The organism is Candidatus Polarisedimenticolia bacterium, assembly GCA_036004685.1.
Classification (GTDB): domain Bacteria; phylum Acidobacteriota; class Polarisedimenticolia; order Gp22-AA2; family AA152; genus DASYRE01.
The window spans coordinates 1-19,930 of sequence record DASYRE010000060.1 but is presented as its reverse complement, the minus strand read 5'-3'; the positions used below and the strand labels follow the sequence as shown (position 1 = coordinate 19,930).

General features: G+C 62.5%; 17 protein-coding genes and 3 pseudogenes. 15 read left to right on the top strand and 5 right to left on the bottom strand.

What is annotated here, in order from left to right:
* Positions 1-36: 36 nt before the first annotated feature.
* The 3 genes from glgA to VGR67_16030 all read right to left on the bottom strand — a co-directional run bounded on the left by glgA (position 37) and on the right by VGR67_16030 (position 4,908).
* On the bottom strand, positions 37-1,566 hold the full coding sequence (glgA, locus tag VGR67_16040) for a glycogen synthase GlgA (protein HEV8337921.1): 1,530 nt from the start codon (positions 1,564-1,566) through the stop codon (positions 37-39).
* Positions 1,553-2,611: a galactose-1-phosphate uridylyltransferase gene (galT, locus tag VGR67_16035; GenBank protein ID HEV8337920.1), complete on the bottom strand. Its 1,059-nt coding sequence runs from the start codon at positions 2,609-2,611 to the stop codon at positions 1,553-1,555. Before galT ends, glgA begins: the two co-directional genes overlap by 14 nt.
* A gap of 116 nt (positions 2,612-2,727) precedes the next feature.
* Entirely contained in the window at positions 2,728-4,908 is a 2,181-nt protein-coding gene (locus VGR67_16030) for a glycoside hydrolase family 57 protein (protein ID HEV8337919.1), read from the bottom strand.
* A 111-nt stretch (positions 4,909-5,019) separates the two neighbouring features.
* Between VGR67_16030 and glk the strand changes: the two genes are divergently transcribed.
* The 11 genes and pseudogenes from glk (at position 5,020) to VGR67_15975 (ending at position 14,086) form a co-directional block, all read left to right on the top strand.
* Positions 5,020-6,075, top strand: a complete 1,056-nt coding sequence (gene glk / locus VGR67_16025; protein ID HEV8337918.1) for a glucokinase — start codon at positions 5,020-5,022, stop codon at positions 6,073-6,075.
* 490 nt (positions 6,076-6,565) lie between these two features.
* Positions 6,566-7,024, top strand: a complete 459-nt coding sequence (msrB, locus tag VGR67_16020; protein ID HEV8337917.1) for a peptide-methionine (R)-S-oxide reductase MsrB — start codon at positions 6,566-6,568, stop codon at positions 7,022-7,024.
* Between the two features lie 146 nt (positions 7,025-7,170).
* The gene (msrA, locus tag VGR67_16015) at positions 7,171-7,710 is read left to right on the top strand and encodes a peptide-methionine (S)-S-oxide reductase MsrA (GenBank protein HEV8337916.1); all 540 of its coding nucleotides are present in this window, start codon (positions 7,171-7,173) and stop codon (positions 7,708-7,710) included.
* 187 nt (positions 7,711-7,897) lie between these two features.
* Complete coding sequence (locus VGR67_16010; GenBank protein HEV8337915.1) at positions 7,898-8,875, top strand: integron integrase; 978 nt, start codon at positions 7,898-7,900, stop codon at positions 8,873-8,875.
* On the top strand, positions 8,814-9,269 hold the full coding sequence (locus VGR67_16005; protein HEV8337914.1) for a helix-turn-helix domain-containing protein: 456 nt from the start codon (positions 8,814-8,816) through the stop codon (positions 9,267-9,269). The genes VGR67_16010 and VGR67_16005 overlap by 62 nt, the downstream gene beginning before the upstream one ends.
* Positions 9,270-9,418: 149 nt before the next feature.
* Complete coding sequence (locus VGR67_16000) at positions 9,419-9,640, top strand: DUF433 domain-containing protein (GenBank protein HEV8337913.1); 222 nt, start codon at positions 9,419-9,421, stop codon at positions 9,638-9,640.
* A gap of 12 nt (positions 9,641-9,652) precedes the next feature.
* On the top strand, positions 9,653-10,036 hold the full coding sequence (locus VGR67_15995) for a DUF5615 family PIN-like protein (protein ID HEV8337912.1): 384 nt from the start codon (positions 9,653-9,655) through the stop codon (positions 10,034-10,036).
* Between the two features lie 213 nt (positions 10,037-10,249).
* Entirely contained in the window at positions 10,250-12,769 is a 2,520-nt protein-coding gene (locus VGR67_15990) for a DEAD/DEAH box helicase family protein (protein HEV8337911.1), read from the top strand.
* A gap of 68 nt (positions 12,770-12,837) precedes the next feature.
* Complete coding sequence (locus tag VGR67_15985; GenBank protein HEV8337910.1) at positions 12,838-13,176, top strand: calcium-binding protein; 339 nt, start codon at positions 12,838-12,840, stop codon at positions 13,174-13,176.
* A 3-nt stretch (positions 13,177-13,179) separates the two neighbouring features.
* Positions 13,180-13,401 (top strand): annotated as a pseudogene (locus tag VGR67_15980) (tyrosine-type recombinase/integrase).
* A gap of 214 nt (positions 13,402-13,615) precedes the next feature.
* Positions 13,616-14,086: a hypothetical protein gene (locus VGR67_15975; GenBank protein HEV8337909.1), complete on the top strand. Its 471-nt coding sequence runs from the start codon at positions 13,616-13,618 to the stop codon at positions 14,084-14,086.
* 1,406 nt (positions 14,087-15,492) lie between these two features.
* Here the strand turns inward: VGR67_15975 and VGR67_15970 are convergent.
* Positions 15,493-16,173 (bottom strand): annotated as a pseudogene (locus VGR67_15970) (IS5 family transposase).
* Between the two features lie 626 nt (positions 16,174-16,799).
* Between VGR67_15970 and VGR67_15965 the strand changes: the two are divergent.
* Positions 16,800-17,033, top strand: coding sequence for a DUF4926 domain-containing protein (locus VGR67_15965; protein HEV8337908.1), 234 nt, complete (start codon positions 16,800-16,802; stop codon positions 17,031-17,033).
* A gap of 451 nt (positions 17,034-17,484) precedes the next feature.
* On the opposite strand, the gene VGR67_15960 is transcribed toward VGR67_15965, so the two are convergent.
* Positions 17,485-17,706: a hypothetical protein gene (locus VGR67_15960; GenBank protein ID HEV8337907.1), complete on the bottom strand. Its 222-nt coding sequence runs from the start codon at positions 17,704-17,706 to the stop codon at positions 17,485-17,487.
* A gap of 56 nt (positions 17,707-17,762) precedes the next feature.
* Between VGR67_15960 and VGR67_15955 the strand changes: the two are divergent.
* The 3 genes and pseudogenes from VGR67_15955 (at position 17,763) to VGR67_15945 (ending at position 19,809) form a co-directional block, all read left to right on the top strand.
* Positions 17,763-18,328 (top strand): annotated as a pseudogene (locus tag VGR67_15955) (dihydrofolate reductase family protein).
* 184 nt (positions 18,329-18,512) lie between these two features.
* Complete coding sequence (locus VGR67_15950) at positions 18,513-19,055, top strand: hypothetical protein (protein ID HEV8337906.1); 543 nt, start codon at positions 18,513-18,515, stop codon at positions 19,053-19,055.
* A 457-nt stretch (positions 19,056-19,512) separates the two neighbouring features.
* Positions 19,513-19,809, top strand: a complete 297-nt coding sequence (locus tag VGR67_15945) for a DUF3024 domain-containing protein (protein ID HEV8337905.1) — start codon at positions 19,513-19,515, stop codon at positions 19,807-19,809.
* Positions 19,810-19,930: the final 121 nt, after the last annotated feature.

Below are 19,930 nucleotides of genomic sequence, written 5' to 3'. Positions count from 1 at the left end.
AGCCGGAAATCGTGGCAATAGAATCCTGCTCCCGCTCTACTCCGCCAGGCTGACGGAGGGACGCTCCGGCTCCGGAGTCCTTCTCGCCTCCGCCGACTCCGCGGGTTCTTGGTAGAGCTCGATGTAGCGGCGCGCCGCCATCTCCCAAGAGAATTCCTCGGCCATGGCGCGGCGCTGCAGCTCCCGCCACGCCGCCGGACGCTTCTGGCGCAGCGTCATGCCGCGACCGCTGGCCTCCACGAGCGCCTCCGCGCTCGGATCCCGCATGATGAACCCGGTGCCGGCTCCGGGTGATTCCGTTTCGTCTTTCACCGTGTCGGCGAGGCCGCCGGTGCGGGTGACGATCGGCGGCGTCCCGTAGCGCAGCGCGTGCATCTGCACCAGACCGCAAGGCTCATAGCGCGACGGCACGAGGACGAAGTCGCTTCCCGCCACCACCAGGTGGGCGCAGCGATCGTCGTACTGGATCTTCAGCCCGAGGCGATGCGGCTGCTCCTCCTTGAGGCGGCGGAGTCGATCGACGAGGTCGGGATCGCCGGTTCCGAGGACGGCGAGGTCGGCCCCCTCCTTCCAGAGCGCGGGCGCCGCCTCGGCGAGGAGATCGATCCCCTTCTGGTGCGCGAGGCGGCTGACGACTCCCAGGAGCGGCCGCTTGGCGGGCCGCAGGCCGAACTCCCGGCGCAGGGCCTGGCGCGCCTCCTCCTTCCCGGAGGGGTCGGCTGCGCGCCCTTCCAGGGAATCGGCGCCGTAGCGGCGCGGCAGCGCCGCGTCGGTCTCCGGGTTCCACAGGTCGTAGTCGGCGCCGTTGAGGATGCCGGTGAGATGGTCGCGCCGGCCGGCGAGCACTCCTTCCAGTCCGCATCCGAATTCCGGCGTCAGGATCTCGCGGGCATAATTCGGGCTGACGGTCGTGATCCGATCGGCGAAGAGGATCCCCGCCTTGAGGAAGTTGATCCCGCCGTAGAACTCGATCCCCTCCGGATGGAAGAGCCTGGCTTCGAGATCGCGTCCCAGGGAAAGCCACTGCATCTCCGCGGCGGGGTACTTCCCCTGATAGCCGAGGTTGTGGATCGTCAGGACGGTCCGCAGCGAGCGCGAGGGCGGAGGAGCGAAGCGGACGAAGAGGGGCGCCAGCGCGACGTGCCAGTCGTGAACGTGGAGCACGTCGGGAGGCCGCGCGACGCGACCCGCCCATTCGACGATGGCCCGCGCCAGGAGCGTGAAACGGCGCGGGTTGTCGGGGAACTCGGCGCCCGGAGGGCCGTAGAGCTCCCGGCGCCCGAACAGCTCGTCGCACTCCACCAGCGTCGTGACGACGCCGTCCTCGCCCAGGCGCGACAGGAACCGGACCGGCACCGCGTCCGTGCCGAGCGGCACGCTCAGCGCCGGCGGCTCGGGGACGAAGCCGGCGCGATCGACGCCGCCATAGGCCGGAAGGAGCCGGCGCACGCGGTGGCCGAGACGCGCCTGGGCGGCGGGCAGGGCCCGCAGCACGTCGCCTAATCCGCCGGTCTGCGCGAGCGGCCGCGCCTCCGAAGCGGCCTGCCAGATCTCAATCGGCGGCATCGCCGGAGCCCTTCCCCGCGAGGAGGTGGCCCGCCGGGATGTCCATGAAGCGGTGCAGATCGCGCAGGTGCTCCGCCGCTTCCTCGGGCGGCATCGGATTGATGTAGAAGCCGCTGCCCCACTCGAACCCGGCCGCCTCGGAGAGCTTCGGGATGACCTCGACCTGCCAGTGGTAATAGGCCGGCCGGCGGTGCCCCGGCGGAGCGGTGTGAAAGATGTAGTTATAGGGGGGGTCCTTGAGAGCCAGCTTGTAGCGCCGCAGAACGTCCTGGAGGATCTCCGCCAGGCTCTTCATCTGCGCATCGGAGATCTCCCAGAAGAACGCGTTGTGGACGCGCGGCAGGATGCTGACTTCGAAGGGGAACCGGGAGGCGTAGGGAGCGTAGGCGACGAAATCGTTGTTCTGCACCACCAGCCGCCGGGTGTCGGAGAGCTCCTGGGAGAGGATGTCGCAGTAGATGCATCGTCCCCGGTATTCGTGATACTTCGCCGCGCCGGCGAGCTCCGAGACGATGCGTGCCGGGACGATCGGCAGGGCGATGATCTGGGAGTGCGGGTGGGCCAGGGTGGCTCCCGCGGCGGCCCCCTGGTTCTTGAAGACGAGGACGGAGCGAAAGCGGCTGTCGCGCAGCAGATCGATCACCCGCTCCCGGTAGGCCCGGATCATCTCGCTCATCTGCCGGGGCGGGTAGCTCGCGGGGTCGGAGTCGTGCTGCGGGATCTCGATGACGACCTCGTGGGCGCCGATGCCCCGCATCTTGTCGTAGAGTCCCTCGCCGCGCTGGTCGAGCTCGCCCTCGATTCTCAGCGCCGGAAACCGGTTGGGCACGACCCGGACGCTCCATCGGGAGGGGCCCGCCTCGAAGGCGGGATAGGCGAGGATCTGCGGCGGCGTCTCCTCCTCGTGGCCGGGGCAGAAAGGGCAGGGCTTGGTCTCCTCCACTTTCATGGGATAGTTCCGAAAAGGATTCGGCCGCTTGCTGCGCTCCCCGGCGATGATCACCCAGCGGCCCAGGACGGGATCTTTCCTCAGCTCCGACGACATTCAGGCTCCTTCTTCCGCGGCTCGCCTCGCGGGCTGGAACAATATAGACGCCCAGGATTCCGGCGCCAAGCCCTCCCTCCAGCTATGTCAGCCTTCCATCTATGTCAGCCCTCTACTCAAAGCGCGTTCCAGGGGCCGGAGCCCGAGGAGAAGGCCGGCACGCGGATGCGAATCTCGCGCAAGGTGATCGGCTCGCCACCCAGTCCGAGGGCGATGCGGATCTCCGCTTCCTCTCCCGGCTTGAGACCCGTCTCGCCGCCGGGAACGGCCATCTCGAAGATCTTGCGGGCCATCGCCGTGGCGCCTGAGGGCCTCCCCGAGCCGGCGGCGGCGACACCCACCTCGCGGGGAAGGTCCTCGCGCAACGCCTGGCGGAGATTCCCGGCCTCGTCGAGGTCGAGCGCCACCGCCTTCATCGCCCCGCTCCCCTTGAGCTCGAGCGTCAGCCAGAGATTGCCGAAATAGCCGGAGTTCGCCGCGGCGGGAGGATCGATCCGGAGAAAGAAATCGCCGGTGCGGGAGAAGCCGAGACGAATCGCCTCGAACAACGCTTTGGATCGCTCCAGTGTCGAGGAGGGGCTGAGCCTCGGCCAGCGAAGCGTCGCGGCCCCCTCCCATTCGAAGAAGTCTCCCTCATACCCATCCAGCTTCGGAGCCAGCCAGGCGGGGGGCTCGACGATCGATCCCTCGGCGCCGGCCGGCGCCGGCCGCGGAATGGGCAGGGACAGAGATGCAGGTGCGTCGCGGCCGAGAGACTCGTAGGCCTGGCGAAGGTGTCCGCGGAACAGCTCATCGAACTGGAGACGGTGGTCGGTGCTGAACTGCCCGTCCAGCCACCAGAACCAGTCGCTTCCTTCGGCGGCCCGCAGCGACCCCCACGCCTCGCCGCGACGTTCCGCGTCGATCCGGGGATCGTCCAGAGCCGCCGAGAGGTCGGATCGGGCGCCGCCGAGGATCGTCCACGCCTCGTTCTTCTCGGGACCGCCGATCCACGTCCCGAAGTCGGCCCGAATCCAGCTTCCCGCGTGCAGGCGGCGAATCTCCCCCGTTTGGGCCGAGGCCTCGACGGCCTCGCTGACGGTCGAGCCGGCGAAGCGCGGGCTGGCGAGAATCGAGGCGTAGAGCCGGCGAAGAAAATCGGCTCCCGATCCCCTAAAGCTCTCCCAAGGGTTCTCGCCGTCGAGCGCGACGAAGAGAAGATTCCCCTCCCGGCCGGCCATGCGCTGCTCCGCCCCGCCGAGGAAATCCTCCACGGCGCGGCCCGCCTCCATGCCGGAGTAGACAAAGCCAATCCGATCGGAGAGATCGTGGTCCCGAAAGACGAGGCTTATTTTTTCCCGGCCCGCGCCGGAGCGCCACGGCATGCTGATGTCGGCCGGCTCCCGCCGATCCGATCTCGCCAGGACCTCTTCGTCGCTTCCCGCCCACCGCACGCCGCACGAGGCCAGGATCTCGGCGGTCTCCTGGCTCAACGAGCCTTCCGAGGGCCACACGCCGCGAGGACGCATCCCCAGCTCCCGCTCCATCCGGTCGAGAGCGTTCTCCACCTGGGCGCGGGCGTCTTCCGGGCGGCGGAAGCGCGGCGGCAAGGAACCCTGAGGCATCGCCTCCTTGGCGGAATCGGTGTCCAGGAGCAAAGGCAGGATCGGGTGGGCGTAAGGGGAGGCGCTGATCTCGATCTGCCCCCGCCCGGCGGCTTCCCGATAAAGCGGCAGCACGGACTTCAAGATCTCACGCTCGACCTCGTGGATTCGCCGGATGTCGTGCTGCGCGAATTTCCCCCCCTGGCGGGCCAGGGCCTCGATCTCCGGGAAGTCCTCCCGCGCCTTGAACCCGAGCCACGAGAGGTCGAAAAGCGCCTGGAGGTCGCGCAGGTCGTCGGTCGAGAATTCCTTCCAGGCCTCCGCCGGCCCGCGAAACCGCAGCGCCCGATCCCGGCGCGTCTTCAGCTCCGCGAAGCGGGGAAACGCGCCGATCATCTCTCTTTCATGGGCCGAGAAGAAATGCTCCAGAAGGAAGGCCCGCCGCCTTTCGTCCAGATCCTCCGCCGGGACGGCGCCCGTCTCGAGGAAGAGATCTCCCGCTCCCGATTCGTAGGCCCGGATCTGCTCCACGAGGACCGGGACGAGGTTGAACGTCACGCGCATCTCGGGAAACTCCTCCAGGACCCGGATCATGTCGTAATAGGAGCGGATGGCATGCAGGCGGACCCACGGGAGAAAACAGGTCTTCTCGCCCCGCAGCCGGTAAAGGGGCTGGTGAAGGTGCCAAAGCAGCGCGAGAGAGGTCTTTTTCATGATTTTCCAGGCAGATGGTACAACAAGACAGGAAGGGCGGGGGGTGGAGCAAAAAGTGGCGGGGCGGAACGGATGGAATCTCGCGACAGGTCCGGAAATCGATAGTCGGTTATGATCCCTGAGGCGATCGTGGGAGCTTTTCGCGGCCGCCCGATCCGGAAGGCGCTGTGCATTCTAGGTAAAGAAGTGGTGATCCTGGCGGGGGACGTCGGCGGCACGCACAGCCGCCTCGCTCTCTTCGACGACGGCCTGCGGCTGCTGGAAGAGCGCACCTATCCGAGCGCCCGGCATGCCGGTCTCGGAGAGGTGATCGCGGCGTTCCTGGCTGCAACGGGCGCGGCCGTGGACCGGGCCTGCTTCGGCGTCGCCGGTCCGGTGCGCGACGGTAGAAGCAAGATCACCAACCTCCCCTGGAGGGTGGACGCCGGCGAGCTGGCGCGCCAGCTCAACCTCCCGAGCGTGGCACTGCTGAACGACCTCGAGGCGACGGCCCACGGCATTCCGGCCCTCACGCCCAGCGACACGGAAGTCTTGAACGAGGGGGATCCGCAGCGAGGGGGAAACGCCGCCCTCATCGCCGCCGGAACCGGCCTTGGCGAGGCGGCGCTCTTCTGGGACGGCCAAGAGCACCATCCCTGCGCCACGGAGGGAGGCCACGCCGGCTTCGCCCCGCGTGACGCGCGCGAGATCGCTCTCCTCCAGCACCTCCTGGTCCAACATCGAACCGTGAGCTGGGAGCGCGTCGTCTCAGGGCCGGGTCTTCACCACATCTATCTGTTCCTGCGCGCCGGCGGCGGGGAAGAACCGGAATGGCTCGCCCAGGAGCTGCGCGAGGGCGACCCGGCGGCGGTCATCGGCCGGGCAGCTCTCGCCGGAGGCCCACCGCTTTGCACCGAGACGGTCGAGCTTTTCGTGTCGCTCTTCGGGGCGGAGGCGGGCAACCTGGCGCTGAAGATCATGGCCACGGGAGGCGTGTACGTCGGCGGCGGCATCGCGCCGAAGCTCCTTCCCAAGATCAAGGAAGGCGGTTTCCTCGAGTCCTTTTTCGGCAAGGGGCGGATGCGTCCCCTGCTCGAGACGATGCCGGTGCGCCTGATTCTCGATGAGAAGATCACCTTGAAGGGCGCCGCTCGCTACGCCTCGCGCCGGCTCTCCGAGTCGGATTGAATTACCGAAGAGACCTTCTTCACATTGACTGCCGGCCGGACATCCTCAGTTTCAGCTCGATGGCTTCTTCACCGCAATCCAGTCGGGCATCGGTAGGATGGTACGGGTCCGGGCGAGTCAACGGCTTTCTTACCTGCAATCCGGGCGAAATGGTGGATTCCGATCTCGATATAGCTAGAATGGATAAGGTCTTGCGCCGTAATGAGATGTGGGAAATCCGCCTGGTCCGAGCCTGGAGCAAGTGCCCCATCAGGGGTGCAGGCTTTCGCCAGGGTCGAGCCGCGGCATAGGAACCCGGCTGTTTCCAGATAATTCCGAAACTTCTCGAGGCGCGGAGCATCCAAAGAGGGCCGATTAATCCAGTCTTACTAATCCAGGCCAATTCATGAGAGGTGCGATGCGACGCAGGGAGTTCGTTCATGGCGGGATGGCCGCGGCGCTGGGATGGCTTCTCTTCCCGGCGTCCGACTTCGGAAAGGAGGGCGCGAAAATGCCCGAGAAATCGGGAGAGAAGAGCGAATCGGCGGGAAAGATCGAGAAGCTGAGCAAGCCTTTGGCGGAGTGGCGGAAGCTCCTCACGCCGCAGCAGTACGCCGTCCTGTTCGAGGAGTCGACCGAGCGGGCCTTCACGAGCCCCTTGAACGAGGAGAAGCACCACGGCACGTTTCTTTGCGCGGCCTGCCGCCTTCCCCTGTTCAGCTCGGAGGCCAAGTTCGACAGCGGCACCGGCTGGCCAAGCTTCTTCCGGCCGCTTGAAGGGCACATCGGAACGAGGCGGGACTTCAAGCTGTTCTTGCCGCGGACCGAGTACCACTGCATCCGCTGCGGCGGCCATCAGGGACACGTCTTCAACGACGGCCCCGCACCCACCGGGCTGCGGTACTGCAACAACGGCGTCGCGCTGGAGTTCGCGCCCGAGGGGACGCCGCTGCCGGCGCTCAGGACGTGACGATGAAGCGCTGCCATGCGGCCGCCAGCGCCGCGAACCCGAGCATGAAAACGAGGGTAGGGCGCTTCGCCGCGATCCTGGCCCTGCTGGCTCTAGCCGGATGCGGAGGCAACCAAGCCGTCGGACAAGACGCGAAAGGAAAACCGATGGACAAATACGAAACCGCCACATTCGCGGGCGGGTGTTTCTGGTGCATGGAGCCGCCCTTCGACAAGATCGACGGCGTAATCTCCACGACCTCGGGATACACGGGCGGGCGCACCGTAAACCCCACCTACGAGCAAGTCTCGTCCGGGACGACCGGTCACGCCGAAGCGCTCCAGGTTCTCTTCGATCCCGCCAAGGTCGGCTATCGAAAGCTCCTGGAGGTGTTCTGGCACAACGTCGACCCGCTGGCGAAGGGCCGCCAGTTCTGCGACGTCGGAGAGCAATACCGCAGCGAAATCTTCTATCACAACGACGAGCAGAAGAGGCTCGCGGAGGAATCGAAGAAGGAGCTGGAGAGCAGTGGGCGCTTCAAGCAGCCGCTGGTCACCGAGATCGTTCAAGCCACGGCCTTCTATCCCGCCGAGGATTATCATCAGGACTACTACATGAAGAACCCCGTCCGCTACAAGTTCTATCGATTCTCCTGCGGCCGCGACCAGCGGTTGAAGGAGCTGTGGGGCTCGACCGAGACTCACTGACGGCGAACGCGGCGGGCCCCTTCTTCGACGCGCATCGCCCTAATTGGCCAGGCTCGGGTGCGGCTTATCCCCCGCGTTCGCCGCCGTGGGCGTCCGACCCGTCCTTGCGCCAAAGCCTCCGGCGGCGTATAGTTTCACCAACGCGCCCCCATTCCGAGCCAGGAGAGCCATTTCCCCGGGGGTTCGAATGATCGCCCATCTCGACTCCCCCGACACCACCGTGCCGATGCCCCTGGTCATCACTCCCGACTCGCGGCCCTCCGCGGACAAACCGAGGTTCCTCGACGAAGTCCGCAGGCGCCTGCGCGCCGAGCATTACAGCCCCCGGACCGAGGAGGCCTACGTCGGCTGGATCCGGCGGTTCATCCTCTTCCACGGCAAGCGCCATCCCTCCCCGCTCGGCCAGGAGGAAGTGACCCGTTTCCTGACCAGCCTCGCCATTCACCACAAAGTGGCGTCCTCGACCCAGAACCAGGCGCTATGCGCGCTTCTGTTCCTTTACGGCACGGTGCTGCGCCGCGACCTCGCCTGGCTGGAAGGGTTCGTCCGGGCCCGCGGGCCCCGGCGGCTTCCAACGGTCCTCGCCCGCGACGAAGTGCGGGCGATCCTCGGGCATCTCGGCGGAATCCCCTGGCTGGTCGTGACGCTGCTCTATGGCGGCGGGTTGAGGTTGACCGAGGCTCTGCGCCTGAGGATCAAGGACGTCGACTTCGGTGCCAGCCAGATCATCGTGCGGCGCGGCAAGGGGAACAAGGATCGCGTGACGCTGCTCCCCGCCATCGCGCAGGAGAGGCTGAGGCGGCACCTGGAGTTCGTCCGGTCACAGCATCAAGCCGATCTCCTGCTCGGCGCCGGCTGGGTCGAGCTACCCGAGGCCCTGGGGCGGAAATATCCCCAGGCCGGCCGGGACTGGAGCTGGCAATGGGTCTTCCCCGCCTCGCGGCGGTACGCGGAACCGCGGGCCCGGCAGGTCCGGCGCCATCACTTCCACGAATCGGCGATCCAGCGGGAGGTCTTCAAGGCCGTCCGCCGGGCCGGGATCACCAAGCCCGCCAGCTGCCACACCTTCCGGCATTCCTTCGCGACCCATCTGCTGCAAGGCGTTGCCTTTTTGCCATGTCACCCTCCGGGGACAGAAGCGGCTGCCGACGGGCTACCCTCGTGAAGTCAGGACCCTTGGGGACCGGATTCGGAAGCGCAGGATGGACTTGGGGCTGAGTCAGAGGAAGCTGGCGAAGGTGCTGGGCGTCGACAAGAAGAGCGTGGAGAACTGGGAGCGTCGTGGAATTGCTCCGGCGCGGTGGGTAGCGCCTAAGCTCAACGAGTTCCTGGGGGTTCAGGCTCTTGAGAAGATTGAAGACCTAGGCGAGAGGCTGACTGCCTGCCGGAGATCCCTCGCGATTTCACAGGAACGGCTGGCCATTCTGATCGGCGTGGATCGCTGCACAATAGCCCGTTGGGAAACCGGGGCAACGAGCCCCCCAAAGCGATTTCGTGAAAAGGTGAAAATGTTCCTGGAACGGAAATCTCCCAAGCCGGTCCGATCGGAACTTGAGTAGCGGCGTTCAGGGCGCCCCGGCATGATAGCCACTCGCCCGAAATTCGAGGGCGCGGAAATTCGCTTCCGAGCCTTATGAACACGAAGGAACCGGCGGGATGCGAAATACCCGCGGAGAGGGTTAGTATAGGCAGCAAAGGAGGTGCCAAGATGGAGTTCGACCGGATCACCTTCGACCCTCAGATCCTGGGCGGGCGAGCGTGCATCCGCGGGATGCGAATCCCCGTTTCGGTGATCGTAGGGCAGATCGCCCATGGAGCCACTTTCGAGGAAATCCTGGCCGGATACCCGGACCTTGAGCGCGAGGATATTCAGCAGGCTCTCGGATACGCTGCATGGCTCGCTCAAGAGCAGGTCCACGTCACCCAGTAGACAGCGGAGAAGATGGTGAGATTCCTTGTGGATATGGGTGTGGACGTTCGCGTCGTTACGTGGCTTCGCGAACACGGTCACGAGCCGGTTCACCTCCGCGATGAGGGTCTTCACCGACTTCCGAACGGCGAAATCTTCGCGAAGGCGATTGCCGAGAGTCGAATCGTACTTACCTTCGATCTCGACTTCGGCGAAATCGCGGCACTTGCGCGCGGGCGCACCGTGAGCGTGGTGGTTTTCCGTCTCCACAACACCCGCACCGCACACGTCATCGATCGCCTGTCCGTCGTTCTTGACAAGTGTTCAGAAGCTCTGGGAAGGGGCGCCGTCGTCGTGATCGAGGAGGGTCGCCATCGTGTGCGTCCACTTCCGATCGGAGATGGTGGCGCAACTTAATCCTCCCGTTGGGAAATGCACCTTTAGAATGTCCGTCGGTGCACTGCCTTCTTGGATACTGGCAGATGAAGCTCCTGCGAAAGCTGAAACCATGAGAAGGCGACCGGCGGACTGCGAACGAACGCCCCCGGACGTACGTCCCTGAGACATTTCGCACGCTCTTCCTGACACGAGTCGATAGGAGCCGGATCGTCGCACCGGCATGGGAATCGAATGAAGTCCACGAGGGCGGATCTGCTCTCGCTCATCGCCCAGGAAGAGGGCCGCCTCGCTAAACTCAATTCTGAACGAAAAGAATCTTGTGAGCGTCTGAAGGCACTACGACGCGAGCTGGAGGCCACCATCCGTCTCCAGGTTCCGGGCAGCCACGTTTCGGCCGTGAATCGCCCTTCGGGTCCGATCTCAGCTGTGGAGAAGGTGGCGCTTTTCCGATCCCTCTTTCGCGGGCGTGACGATGTCTTCCCAACCCGCTTCCTAAGCAAGAAAAGTGGCCAGTCGGGCTATGCGCCCGCGTGCGCGAACAAGTTCGTGAAGGGTGTTTGCGAGCTTCCCAAAATCCGATGCGGGGAGTGTCCGAACCAAGCCTTCCTCTCCGTAAACGACCAGGTCGTTCTGGGTCACCTCCGGGGTCGCCATGTAATGGGAGTGTACCCACTGCTCCGCGACGCTACATGCTGGTTTCTTGCTGTCGATTTCGACAAGGCTTCTTGGAAGGAAGATGTGGCCAGTTTCATCGAAACCTGCCGAATCATGGGAGTTCCTTGTTCCCTGGAGCGATCCCGGTCGGGCAATGGTGCCCACGCCTGGTTCTTTTTTGCATCCCCCATCCCGTCGGCCCTCGCCCGGAAAATGGGATCCCACCTTCTCACCGAGACAATGGCCCGTCGACACCAGCTCAGCATGGATTCATACGACCGGCTCTTCCCAAACCAGGACACAATGCCACATGGGGGCTTCGGGAACCTCATCGCCCTGCCCCTTCAGTATGAAGCTCGCCGACGCGGGAATACCGTCTTCCTCGATGCGGGGTTCGAGCCTTACCTCGATCAATGGGCCTACCTCGCGGCGGTCCCGAGGCTTGAACCTGAAGGGGTCGAGGCGATCGCGCGGGAGGCTGAGCGTCGGGATGCGGTCGTAGGTGTGAGGATTGCCGAACCTATGGATGATGAGGGGACCGAACCACGCAGGCAGTTGCCAATGGGCAATTCCGGCCGCTCGTCCATTCCCGGGCCGCTGCCAAGCGAAGTGAACGCCGTCCTCGCCCAGCGGCTTTTTATCGACAAGGATGCCGTCCCGTCACCGTTGCTCAACGAGATCAAGCGCCTTGCCGCCTTCCAAAACCCTGAGTTCTACAGAAGGCAGTCGATGCGACTTTCGATCGCGAAGACGCCGCGCGTAATCTCCTGCGCCCAGGAGTTGCCGCGCCACATTGCGTTGCCACGCGGCTGCCGCAGCGCGGTCGAGGGGCTCCTGAAAAGGTATGACATCAAGCTCTCGCTCGATGATCAGCGTCACGAGGGCCAACCATTATGCTTCCAGTTTCGCGGCGAGCTCACACCGCTCCAGGAGCGCGCAGCAAAGGCACTCCTTCCCCACGACATCGGCGTATTCGTCGGACCCCCCGGGATCGGGAAGACCGTTCTCGGGGCTCACCTGATCGCTCAACGGGGTCGCAGCACCCTCATCCTCGTTCACCGGAGGCCGCTGCTCGACCAGTGGGTTGCCCAGATTTCAGCCTTTCTAGGCGTCGACGAGAAGGAAGTGGGACAGATTGGAGGCGGGAAACGCAATGCCAACAGTATCTTGGATGTGGCGATGATTCAGAGTCTGGTCCGTGGGGAACACGTCGACGATATCGTCGCCACCTACGGACATGTCATCGTGGACGAGTGCCACCATGTCCCGGCTGTGTCGTTCGAGCGTGTTCTTTCGGAGGTCAAGGCACGATACGTCCTGGGGCTCACAGCGACGCCGAATCGCCGCGACGGTCATCACCCGATTCTGGAGATGCAGCTCGGACCCGCACGTTTTTGCGTGGAAGCGAAGAGCCCCGCTGCGAGGCAACTGTTCAAATATGAGCTCGTCGTTCGTGAGACAAGCTTTTGGCTGAAAGCAGTGCCGAATGAGGTCGGGATTCAAGACATTTACGGGGCTCTGGCGGCCGATGAGCAGCGCAACCGCCTCGTCCTCGACGACGTGATTCGGGCTGTCGAACTTGGGGCGTCTCCGGTCCTGCTGACCGAGAGGCGTGATCACCTCGATTATTTCGCGGCGAAGCTGCGTGGCTTCGTCCGCAACCTTATCGTGCTCCGAGGTGGTGGAACCCCCAAGCAGCGGCAGAAGCTCGTCACCCAGCTCGCCGAAATACCGGAGGACGAGGAGCGACTTATCCTTGCGACCGGGCGGTACATCGGTGAAGGGTTCGACGACATCAGACTCGATACTCTTTTCCTTGCTATGCCAATCTCGTGGAAGGGAACGCTGGCACAGTACGCAGGTCGCCTGCATCGGATCCGCCCCGGGAAGACAACCGTGCGTATTTTCGATTATGTCGACGGTTCGGTGCCTGTGCTGCGGCGCATGTTCGAGAAGCGGCTGCGAGCATACCGGGCCCTCGGTTATGTGCGCGGCGAGCCGCCCTCCAACTATTCGGACCCTGTCGACGAACCCCACGTCGAATATGACGAGAAGGCTCCTTGTCACTTCGACGACCTGGGGGGAGAAGGCCCATGACGCGAAATCGTATAAGGAAAGGACGACGAGCCTCTGAGAAAGGAGATCGTCGCTGGCCACCAAAAAAGATTCTCTTAGAAAAGCTCGTCAAAGAAGCCACCGTCGACGCCTATGGTGAATCTGAGCAGAAGACGGGGTTCCTGACGATGTTGGAAGACAACCTGGGGCTGCCGTTCGAGACCTTGGTGCTGGGAGTGACGGTTACTGTGGAGCGGATCGACCTCACGCAGGCTGACGAGATCGTCGCAATCTGCCGCCGAGGCAGGAGCCGGCAGGCCATCCCCATCCTCGACATGCCACTGCCTTTCCCGCCACCTGGAGGTGCCGAATGGATCGAGGCCTATCGCCACTGGGCATTCCCAGGAGGTGTCCGGCTCAAGGTCAGGTCCGTCCCGCGCAAACGATAGGTGATCGATGCGCATGGGTGTCACGTTTTGGACCATCCGGCAGCGATAAAGCGACTCGAGGACGGCTACGACATCCGGACCGTGCAGGAGCTCCTCGGACATAAAGACGTGAGCACCACGATGATCTACACCCACGTCCTCAACCGCGGACCCGCCGCGGTCCGCAGCCCGATGGACCGGCTCGGGTGCCCGCCGACGTCACCCACCGGAGAGGTCAAGCCATGACTCCCCAGCCCGCCGCTCGCAGCCATATTTTTTCGTACAGGTCAGTCTATTTCGGCGAAAAGTCGTCCCCGAAACCGGTCGCGCGCGCTCTATCGCGTTGCATTCAGGCGGCTTTCCGAAACGCTCCCTCGCAGCACTATTTTTTATTCTCGCCATTCCCGCCGCCCTATCAAATAATGGGGATCGGCACAAAGCTAGTTAGCGGGACATTGTCATGGACCGAGCATTGTCCTATGAAGTCGAGCGGATGGGGCCTGATTTGAGGTCAGAAGTGGAGCGCCAGCTTCTCAATGACCTGCTGCCCTATGGGCTCACCCCCTCCGGTCTCGCCATTGACTGGTCTCAATCCTGTCAGGAAGGTCACTGTACGAGTCTTGCCGATGCGATGCTGGAGAGTCTTTCTGGAGTACGGGTGCTCAACACGGCAGGTGAGGTTCAGGCCGAAGGCTGGATGGATTTTGTCCACGGTGGGGAGCCAAATCCGCTATTCGTCTTCTGGTTGTTTCTTACTGTCCAATCTGCCGGCCGAGCGGTAAGGGTCAAGGGCGAGCCAACGATCCCACCACATGTCTGGAGTTTGCTACCGATCGCGAGCAGGGACAATTGCACGGCTGAGGGAAGGTATGACGCAACGTGGGCCAAGGACCCTCTTGTCGTCGCGTGGAAGGGTGAACGTGCCCGCTAACCCCGGCTTGGAGCCGACGGCGAAAAGCGCGCCGCGGCTCAACCCGCATCGTTAGCCGGACCTGGAAATCGAGATAGGGATTATGTCGAGGGCAATGCTGTTGACGGTACTATTCTGGGCCGTGTTAACGGTTGGCTATGGATACGCGACCGTCAGCACCAAACTTGCCCTGCCTGAGACACCCGAGTCGTACGCGAACGGGGTCGGATTCCAAGTTTGGCAATTCATCTACTTCAAATTACCGGGCCTGCTGATTCTTTTACTACTGGCTCTGTCCACACAGCTCTTCCTGGAAAAACTCCGCCGCAGTCAGCTCCCGTCGTGGGGCAGGAAGTTGCTGCGGTATAGCCTCGTCGCAGGCATTGGTATGGCGCTCTTGTTCGCGGTCTGGCACAGTACGAGTTTCACGACAACCTACAATCCCTACTTTGAGCCAGAGGAGCAGGTTGCACTGCACTTCATCACCTCGTGGCTTCCTCTCCTCGCTATAGTAATGGTAGGGATCTTGGTCAGTGAATATCGCGGTTGAAGCGAACGGCCGGCTAACCTCGGCTTGGAGCCGACGGCCAAAAGCTGGCCGCGGCTCAACCCGCATCGGTTAGGCACACCCGAAGGAGCAAACGGCAAGGTGTCTGCATCTGCTTGTAGGCCAAAAACGTCCATGCGATTCCTTAGCTTCGTGGCACTCCCGCTAATGCTTGTGGGAATGATCTGGGGTGGTGAGCCGGAATGTGGCCAAGTCTACGTGCCCGCTAGTCAGGCGATCATCGCACTGGTAGGCTCTGACTTCTATGGGAAGTACATCAGTCCGCAAAGTGCAAAGTACTTTCCACCGTCTGCCCATTGCATCGAGCACCCGGAAGCCTGTGCCGAGTATATGCAGCGACCTTACTGCATGGTAACGTTCAAATTCCGCATGCCCGAAACCCACTTCGTTGACGAAGTCATTAGTTGCGTTGTCGATCCTGACGGCAAAGTCTCAGACTTGTCTGGCGTGCCACCGTGCATCGCCAGTCCACTTGAATGCGTTTTTCCCTACAATGACGCTACTGCGCGCGAGGTTTCTGGGAAGGCCGGCTTGGAGCCCGGCATCAAGCCATGGAGTGTGGGTTTTACTTGGAATCGCCAATTCGGCTATGTATGGGGCGTGTCGAATACCCTTCACGAAAGTAAGTACGGGGCCGATGGTAGAAGTGTCCTAATCGACGCGAATGATGGCCGGGTTCTGGGTGTCTTCGAATGGGTCGCAGGGGGTTAACGGGTGCCTAACAGGCTGCGGAAAAATAGCGATTTGAGAGAGTTCCTCTTCTCTCCAGCCTGATCTCGGAGTCCCGATGGGTTCTATCCATCAAGATCGTGTTGATGATCTCGCTTCGATCCAAGCGGGCGAGGCGTCGCGGACGACTTCATCCGGTTGCCGCCGCCAGGTTTTTCATTCGAACCAAGTTGTAGATGGCCGTGGCGAAGGTGAACATCCAGCCGACACGCGCCAGGCCCCGGTGCCGCGTCTTCCGCAGCAGCGCGACGGTCTTAAGCCAACCGAAGATCTCTTCGACTCGCTTGCGCTTCCTCTGGCTCAAGACGTACCCAGCAAATCGTTTCGTTCTTCCATCGATGGCGCTGTAGCTCGCATTCTTCCCGGCAATGTGAGGCGTCACCTTCATTACCCGGAGCGTGCCAACGAACTCGCGAACGTCGAACGCCTTGTCCGCGCCCAGGGTCACCCGCTGGAAGCCGCCAATCCTTCCCGCCATTCTCAGGGCCGCTTCGCGCTCCGAGAGGCCCGTGGCCTGGGTCAGCTCGACGTCCACCGCCAAGCCGTGCCGATTGTCCATCAAGAGGTGGCCCGCGAAGCACAGCTTCGATTCGGTCCCAAAGGATTTGCGATAAAGAAGAGCGTCCTTATCGGTCGTCGACGCATGGGTCTTGTTCGAGCGCTTCTGCCCGGTGAAGTCCACCGTCGGATTCCCCGGATCCTCCGGCGGCTTCCTCGCAGCCTCGTCCTTCGGCTTGAAGCTCTTGTGGCCGGCCCAAGCCTCCACCAGCGTCCCATCCACCGTGAAGTGCTCATCCGAGAGAAGCCGGCGATCTCCATCATGGCGAGTATTCGCACATCCCACCGTGGAGCGAAGTGGAAGTGTACGGAACAGAGTTAACCCCAACGCTCCAACGCGCGATGGTCGAATTAGGGTTCTCGAAGTTCGACGTGACGACTGAGGGTTTCGTTGGCGTACGTGAGGCGGACCGCTCCGGCTAACAACCGGCTGAAGCTGGCGGCGCGCGAGAGGTCGGTGCCGGATTGAGTGGCTGAGCACGCGCGCCGCAGCTTAGCCGGAACGTTATACGCACTGGATGGCACTGAGAGAAGCTGAAGGGTCATGAAACTTCCAAACGCAGAGCGGGCTATCGTCGACGAGCGGAAGGTTCGAGAATATCTGTTATCGAAGTCCCACCCCATCGGCCGTTTCAAAGCCGCATTCCTCGCCCGGGCGGGCTTCGACGCTGCGAACTGGGTCGATCTGAGGTCCGCCATTCTGGACCGGGCTCGGAATGGAGAAGCTATCCTGGGCGAAGCCAGCGAATATGGCCAGAAATACTCGATTTCGGGTATTCTTAGAGGACCGAGCGGAATTGCCTTGGAGGTTACAACGGTCTGGATTCTTCCAACCCCTGGGGCACCCCCGCGACTCGTGACGGTTTTCCCGAGGTAGCCATGGACTACCAAGCGCTCGACACCGTTGTTCTTATCCGGGACCTCCCTGCTCATGGACTTAAGGCTGGAGATCTTGGCGCCGTGGTTGAGCTCTACCCGCCTGATGGCCTCGAAGTCGAGTTCGTGACAGCGTCTGGCCGCACAACTGCTCTCGTTACGCTCAAATTCTCAGACGTCCGTCCAATCTCTGACTCCGATCTCGTTGCTGTACGTCCGCTCACCCGTACGGCCTGAACGAGAGCACGGCGTATAACATGCGAATTAAGCTGCCGGCGTGCGGCACGCGCTCACACGGCAAGAACCGCCGCCGCTCGCACGCCGCAGCTTTATACGCACGAGGAGCAATGGAAGTCCTGTCACTGAGCAGCGGCCGGTGGGTTGAACTACACCATGCATTTGGCATCGCGAGCGATGTGCCAGATATCTCCGAGTACTGGAACGAGCTCCGCACCACGCAGATGAGGAGACGTGGGAGTTCTTATGGGGCACCGTTCATCATCAAGGCACCGTGTATGACGCGTGTTATGCCACGGTCCCTCATATCGTTCGAATCGCGCTGGCAGTCGACGGCCCGTGCGCTTGGCATTTCTTTGCGTTTCCTGCGTCTGTTGAGGTTCACCGCCAGGGCAGCAGGAATGCACTGCCTATACCTGAAGATTTGGTAGGTGGCTACGTGAAAGCAATCTCACTTCTTGCGGATGCCGTGCATCGGCAAAGTCGCTACGCCTGGGATCATGTGTTTGGTCAGGCGGCCGCAGCCGCACTCTTGGTCTCGCGGGGTCAAACGCGCCTCGCCGAAGCCGTGCTCGAGCTTGGCCCAAAGGCTGTTGAGGAGTTTTTCGGATGGTGGTATCCGGAAGCCGGCGACGCCGGCGTATAACTTCGGCTTGGAGCCGAATACGTTCATTCATTGGCGCATAACAACCGGTTGCAGCGGAGCGTTGCCCGCTTCAGGAGCACATAGTGCGGCCCCTTCGGTATTCCATCAACGTCACATTGGACGGGTGCTGCGATCATCGTGCAATACCCACGGACAAAGACTTGCATCGTCACGCGGCCGAGGACCTCGCGCAGGCTGATGCCCTCCTCTTTGGCCGGGTAACCTACGAAATGATGGAGGCAGCGTGGAGGTGGCCGGCGGGTGCGAGGCCTGATTGGATGGCCGATTGGATGGAACCCTTCGCCCGGACGATCAACGCGGCAAAGAAGTACGTCGTGTCCAGCACCCTGGACCGGGTCGATTGGAACGCGGAGCTCGTGCGCGGGATCTGGGAAAGGCCGTTGAGCGGCTCAAGCAGGAGCCGGGTAAAGAACTGTTCGTGGGAGGCGTGAAGCTCCCGCAGGCGTTGGCGGAGCTGGGGTTGATCGATGAGTACGAGTTCGTCGTGCACCCCAGGCTAGCGGGGCATGGGCCGACGTTGTTCGCAGGCTTATCGAAGCATGTCGACTTGAAGCTCGTGAGCCGGCTGGAGTTCGGCTCGGGGGCGGTGGCGATGCGGTACGAGCCGAGAGGTAGCCATTGGGACTGAAGTCTATGATTCCCAGGTCGTCGTTCCTTCTACATCGGGCCGCCAGCGGTCGCTTGGCGTGTCGTACTTAGCATGCGAATTCGCGCTGCCTAACTAGGGGCTGGAGCTGACGCCGCGCGTAAACTGTAGGATGGCTCTTTTACCAGCGCGGCGCAGCTCAGCCGCGGCCGTTAGCCTGAACTGAATGATGGCGACCCAACAAGTTCGACAGGCAACTGGGTTCGAGGCTGGGTTTTCCGGCGACGAACAGATCCGAGTCGCGCTCAGACGGATCATCGAGCGCAGCGGCGAAGCGCAGATGGCTGACCTGTACGATGCCCTTGAAGTACAGGTGCGCCCCCTCGGCTTCACCCTTTCGGACCAGGGTCGCGCGAGCCTCCGCTTCTTCGTGAATAGCGTGGCGGTCGAAGCGGGCTATGTCTATCCACACGACAAGAATCGTCCCGGATGGCGTGTCACCCCGGAAGGCCGTGAGTTCGCCGGATCAGCTCCCCAGGCATCGGAAGTCGCCGTCAACGTCGACACGGGTAGCGAGGAGGGAGTTCCACCGAACGCCGCGAAAGGAACCGCCTTCGAGAAGTGGGTGCTCCGGTTCCTTCGCTCGGCGTACCCTCACTACGCCTGGTACCACCAGGTGTGCACAAGAGCACCGAGCGAGGCCTCGATTTCGTCGGCTCGCGAATCGGCGACGCGAGCGATGAACCACGAAACATTGGCGTGCAGGTGAAGCTGCACCAAACGAATAACGCTCCAACTCAGACCGAATGGCTGAAGTTTCTAGCGGGTTGCTTCGCTCGCCGAGTCGGTTCAGCCATCTTCGTTACGACCGGTCGCCTTACGAGTGAGCAACGACGGGAAGCTCAGGAAGGCGCCGTCACTGTGATCGAAGGGACTGAAGAGCTCCGCAGCCTCGCAGAGCTCCATCATATAGAACCATTTGATCTCGGTGAGAGAAGCGACGGGTTTGGCTAACTCTTATAAGGCCCCCGGCCGTCAATAGGCACACTTCTTCTGAAGTGGTGTTGGTGTTCCTTTCGATGCCGCCGTTGTTTCTTCTCGGTCTCGGGCTTCGTTGCGCGGTTTCGGGTCAGGTTCCCGCCGCAGCTTATACGCGTCGTTAGGTGCCAGAAGAAAATGGCTTTTACTGATATAGAGATCGCACAAAACAAGCGTGTTCTGAATGCGTGGCTGGAGGCGAACCGTCCACCTGTGCACATCAGGTCAAAGCTGGATCTCGGTTATCGCATTATGGGACAAGCGTTGAGTTGTTTGAGATTCGACCGGCATTTCAGCGTCCGAATGAAAGGCATGAGGACGCAATTGCCAAGGCCACATGGAACAAGCGGCTGGGGGTTTGGAGGATTTATTGGCAGAGAGCAGACTTAAAGTGGCATTCATACGAGCCGGTCAAAGCGGTGGGCACGCTTAAGCTGTTCCTGAAGACGGTGAAGGAGGACAAGTTTTCGTGCTTCTTCGGTTAGCAGGCTGCGGAAAAATAGCGATTTGAGAGAGTTTTTCTTCTCTCCAGCATGATCTCGGAGTTCCGATGAGTCCTATCCGTCAAGATCGTGTTGATGATCTCGCTTCGAGCCAAGCGGGCGA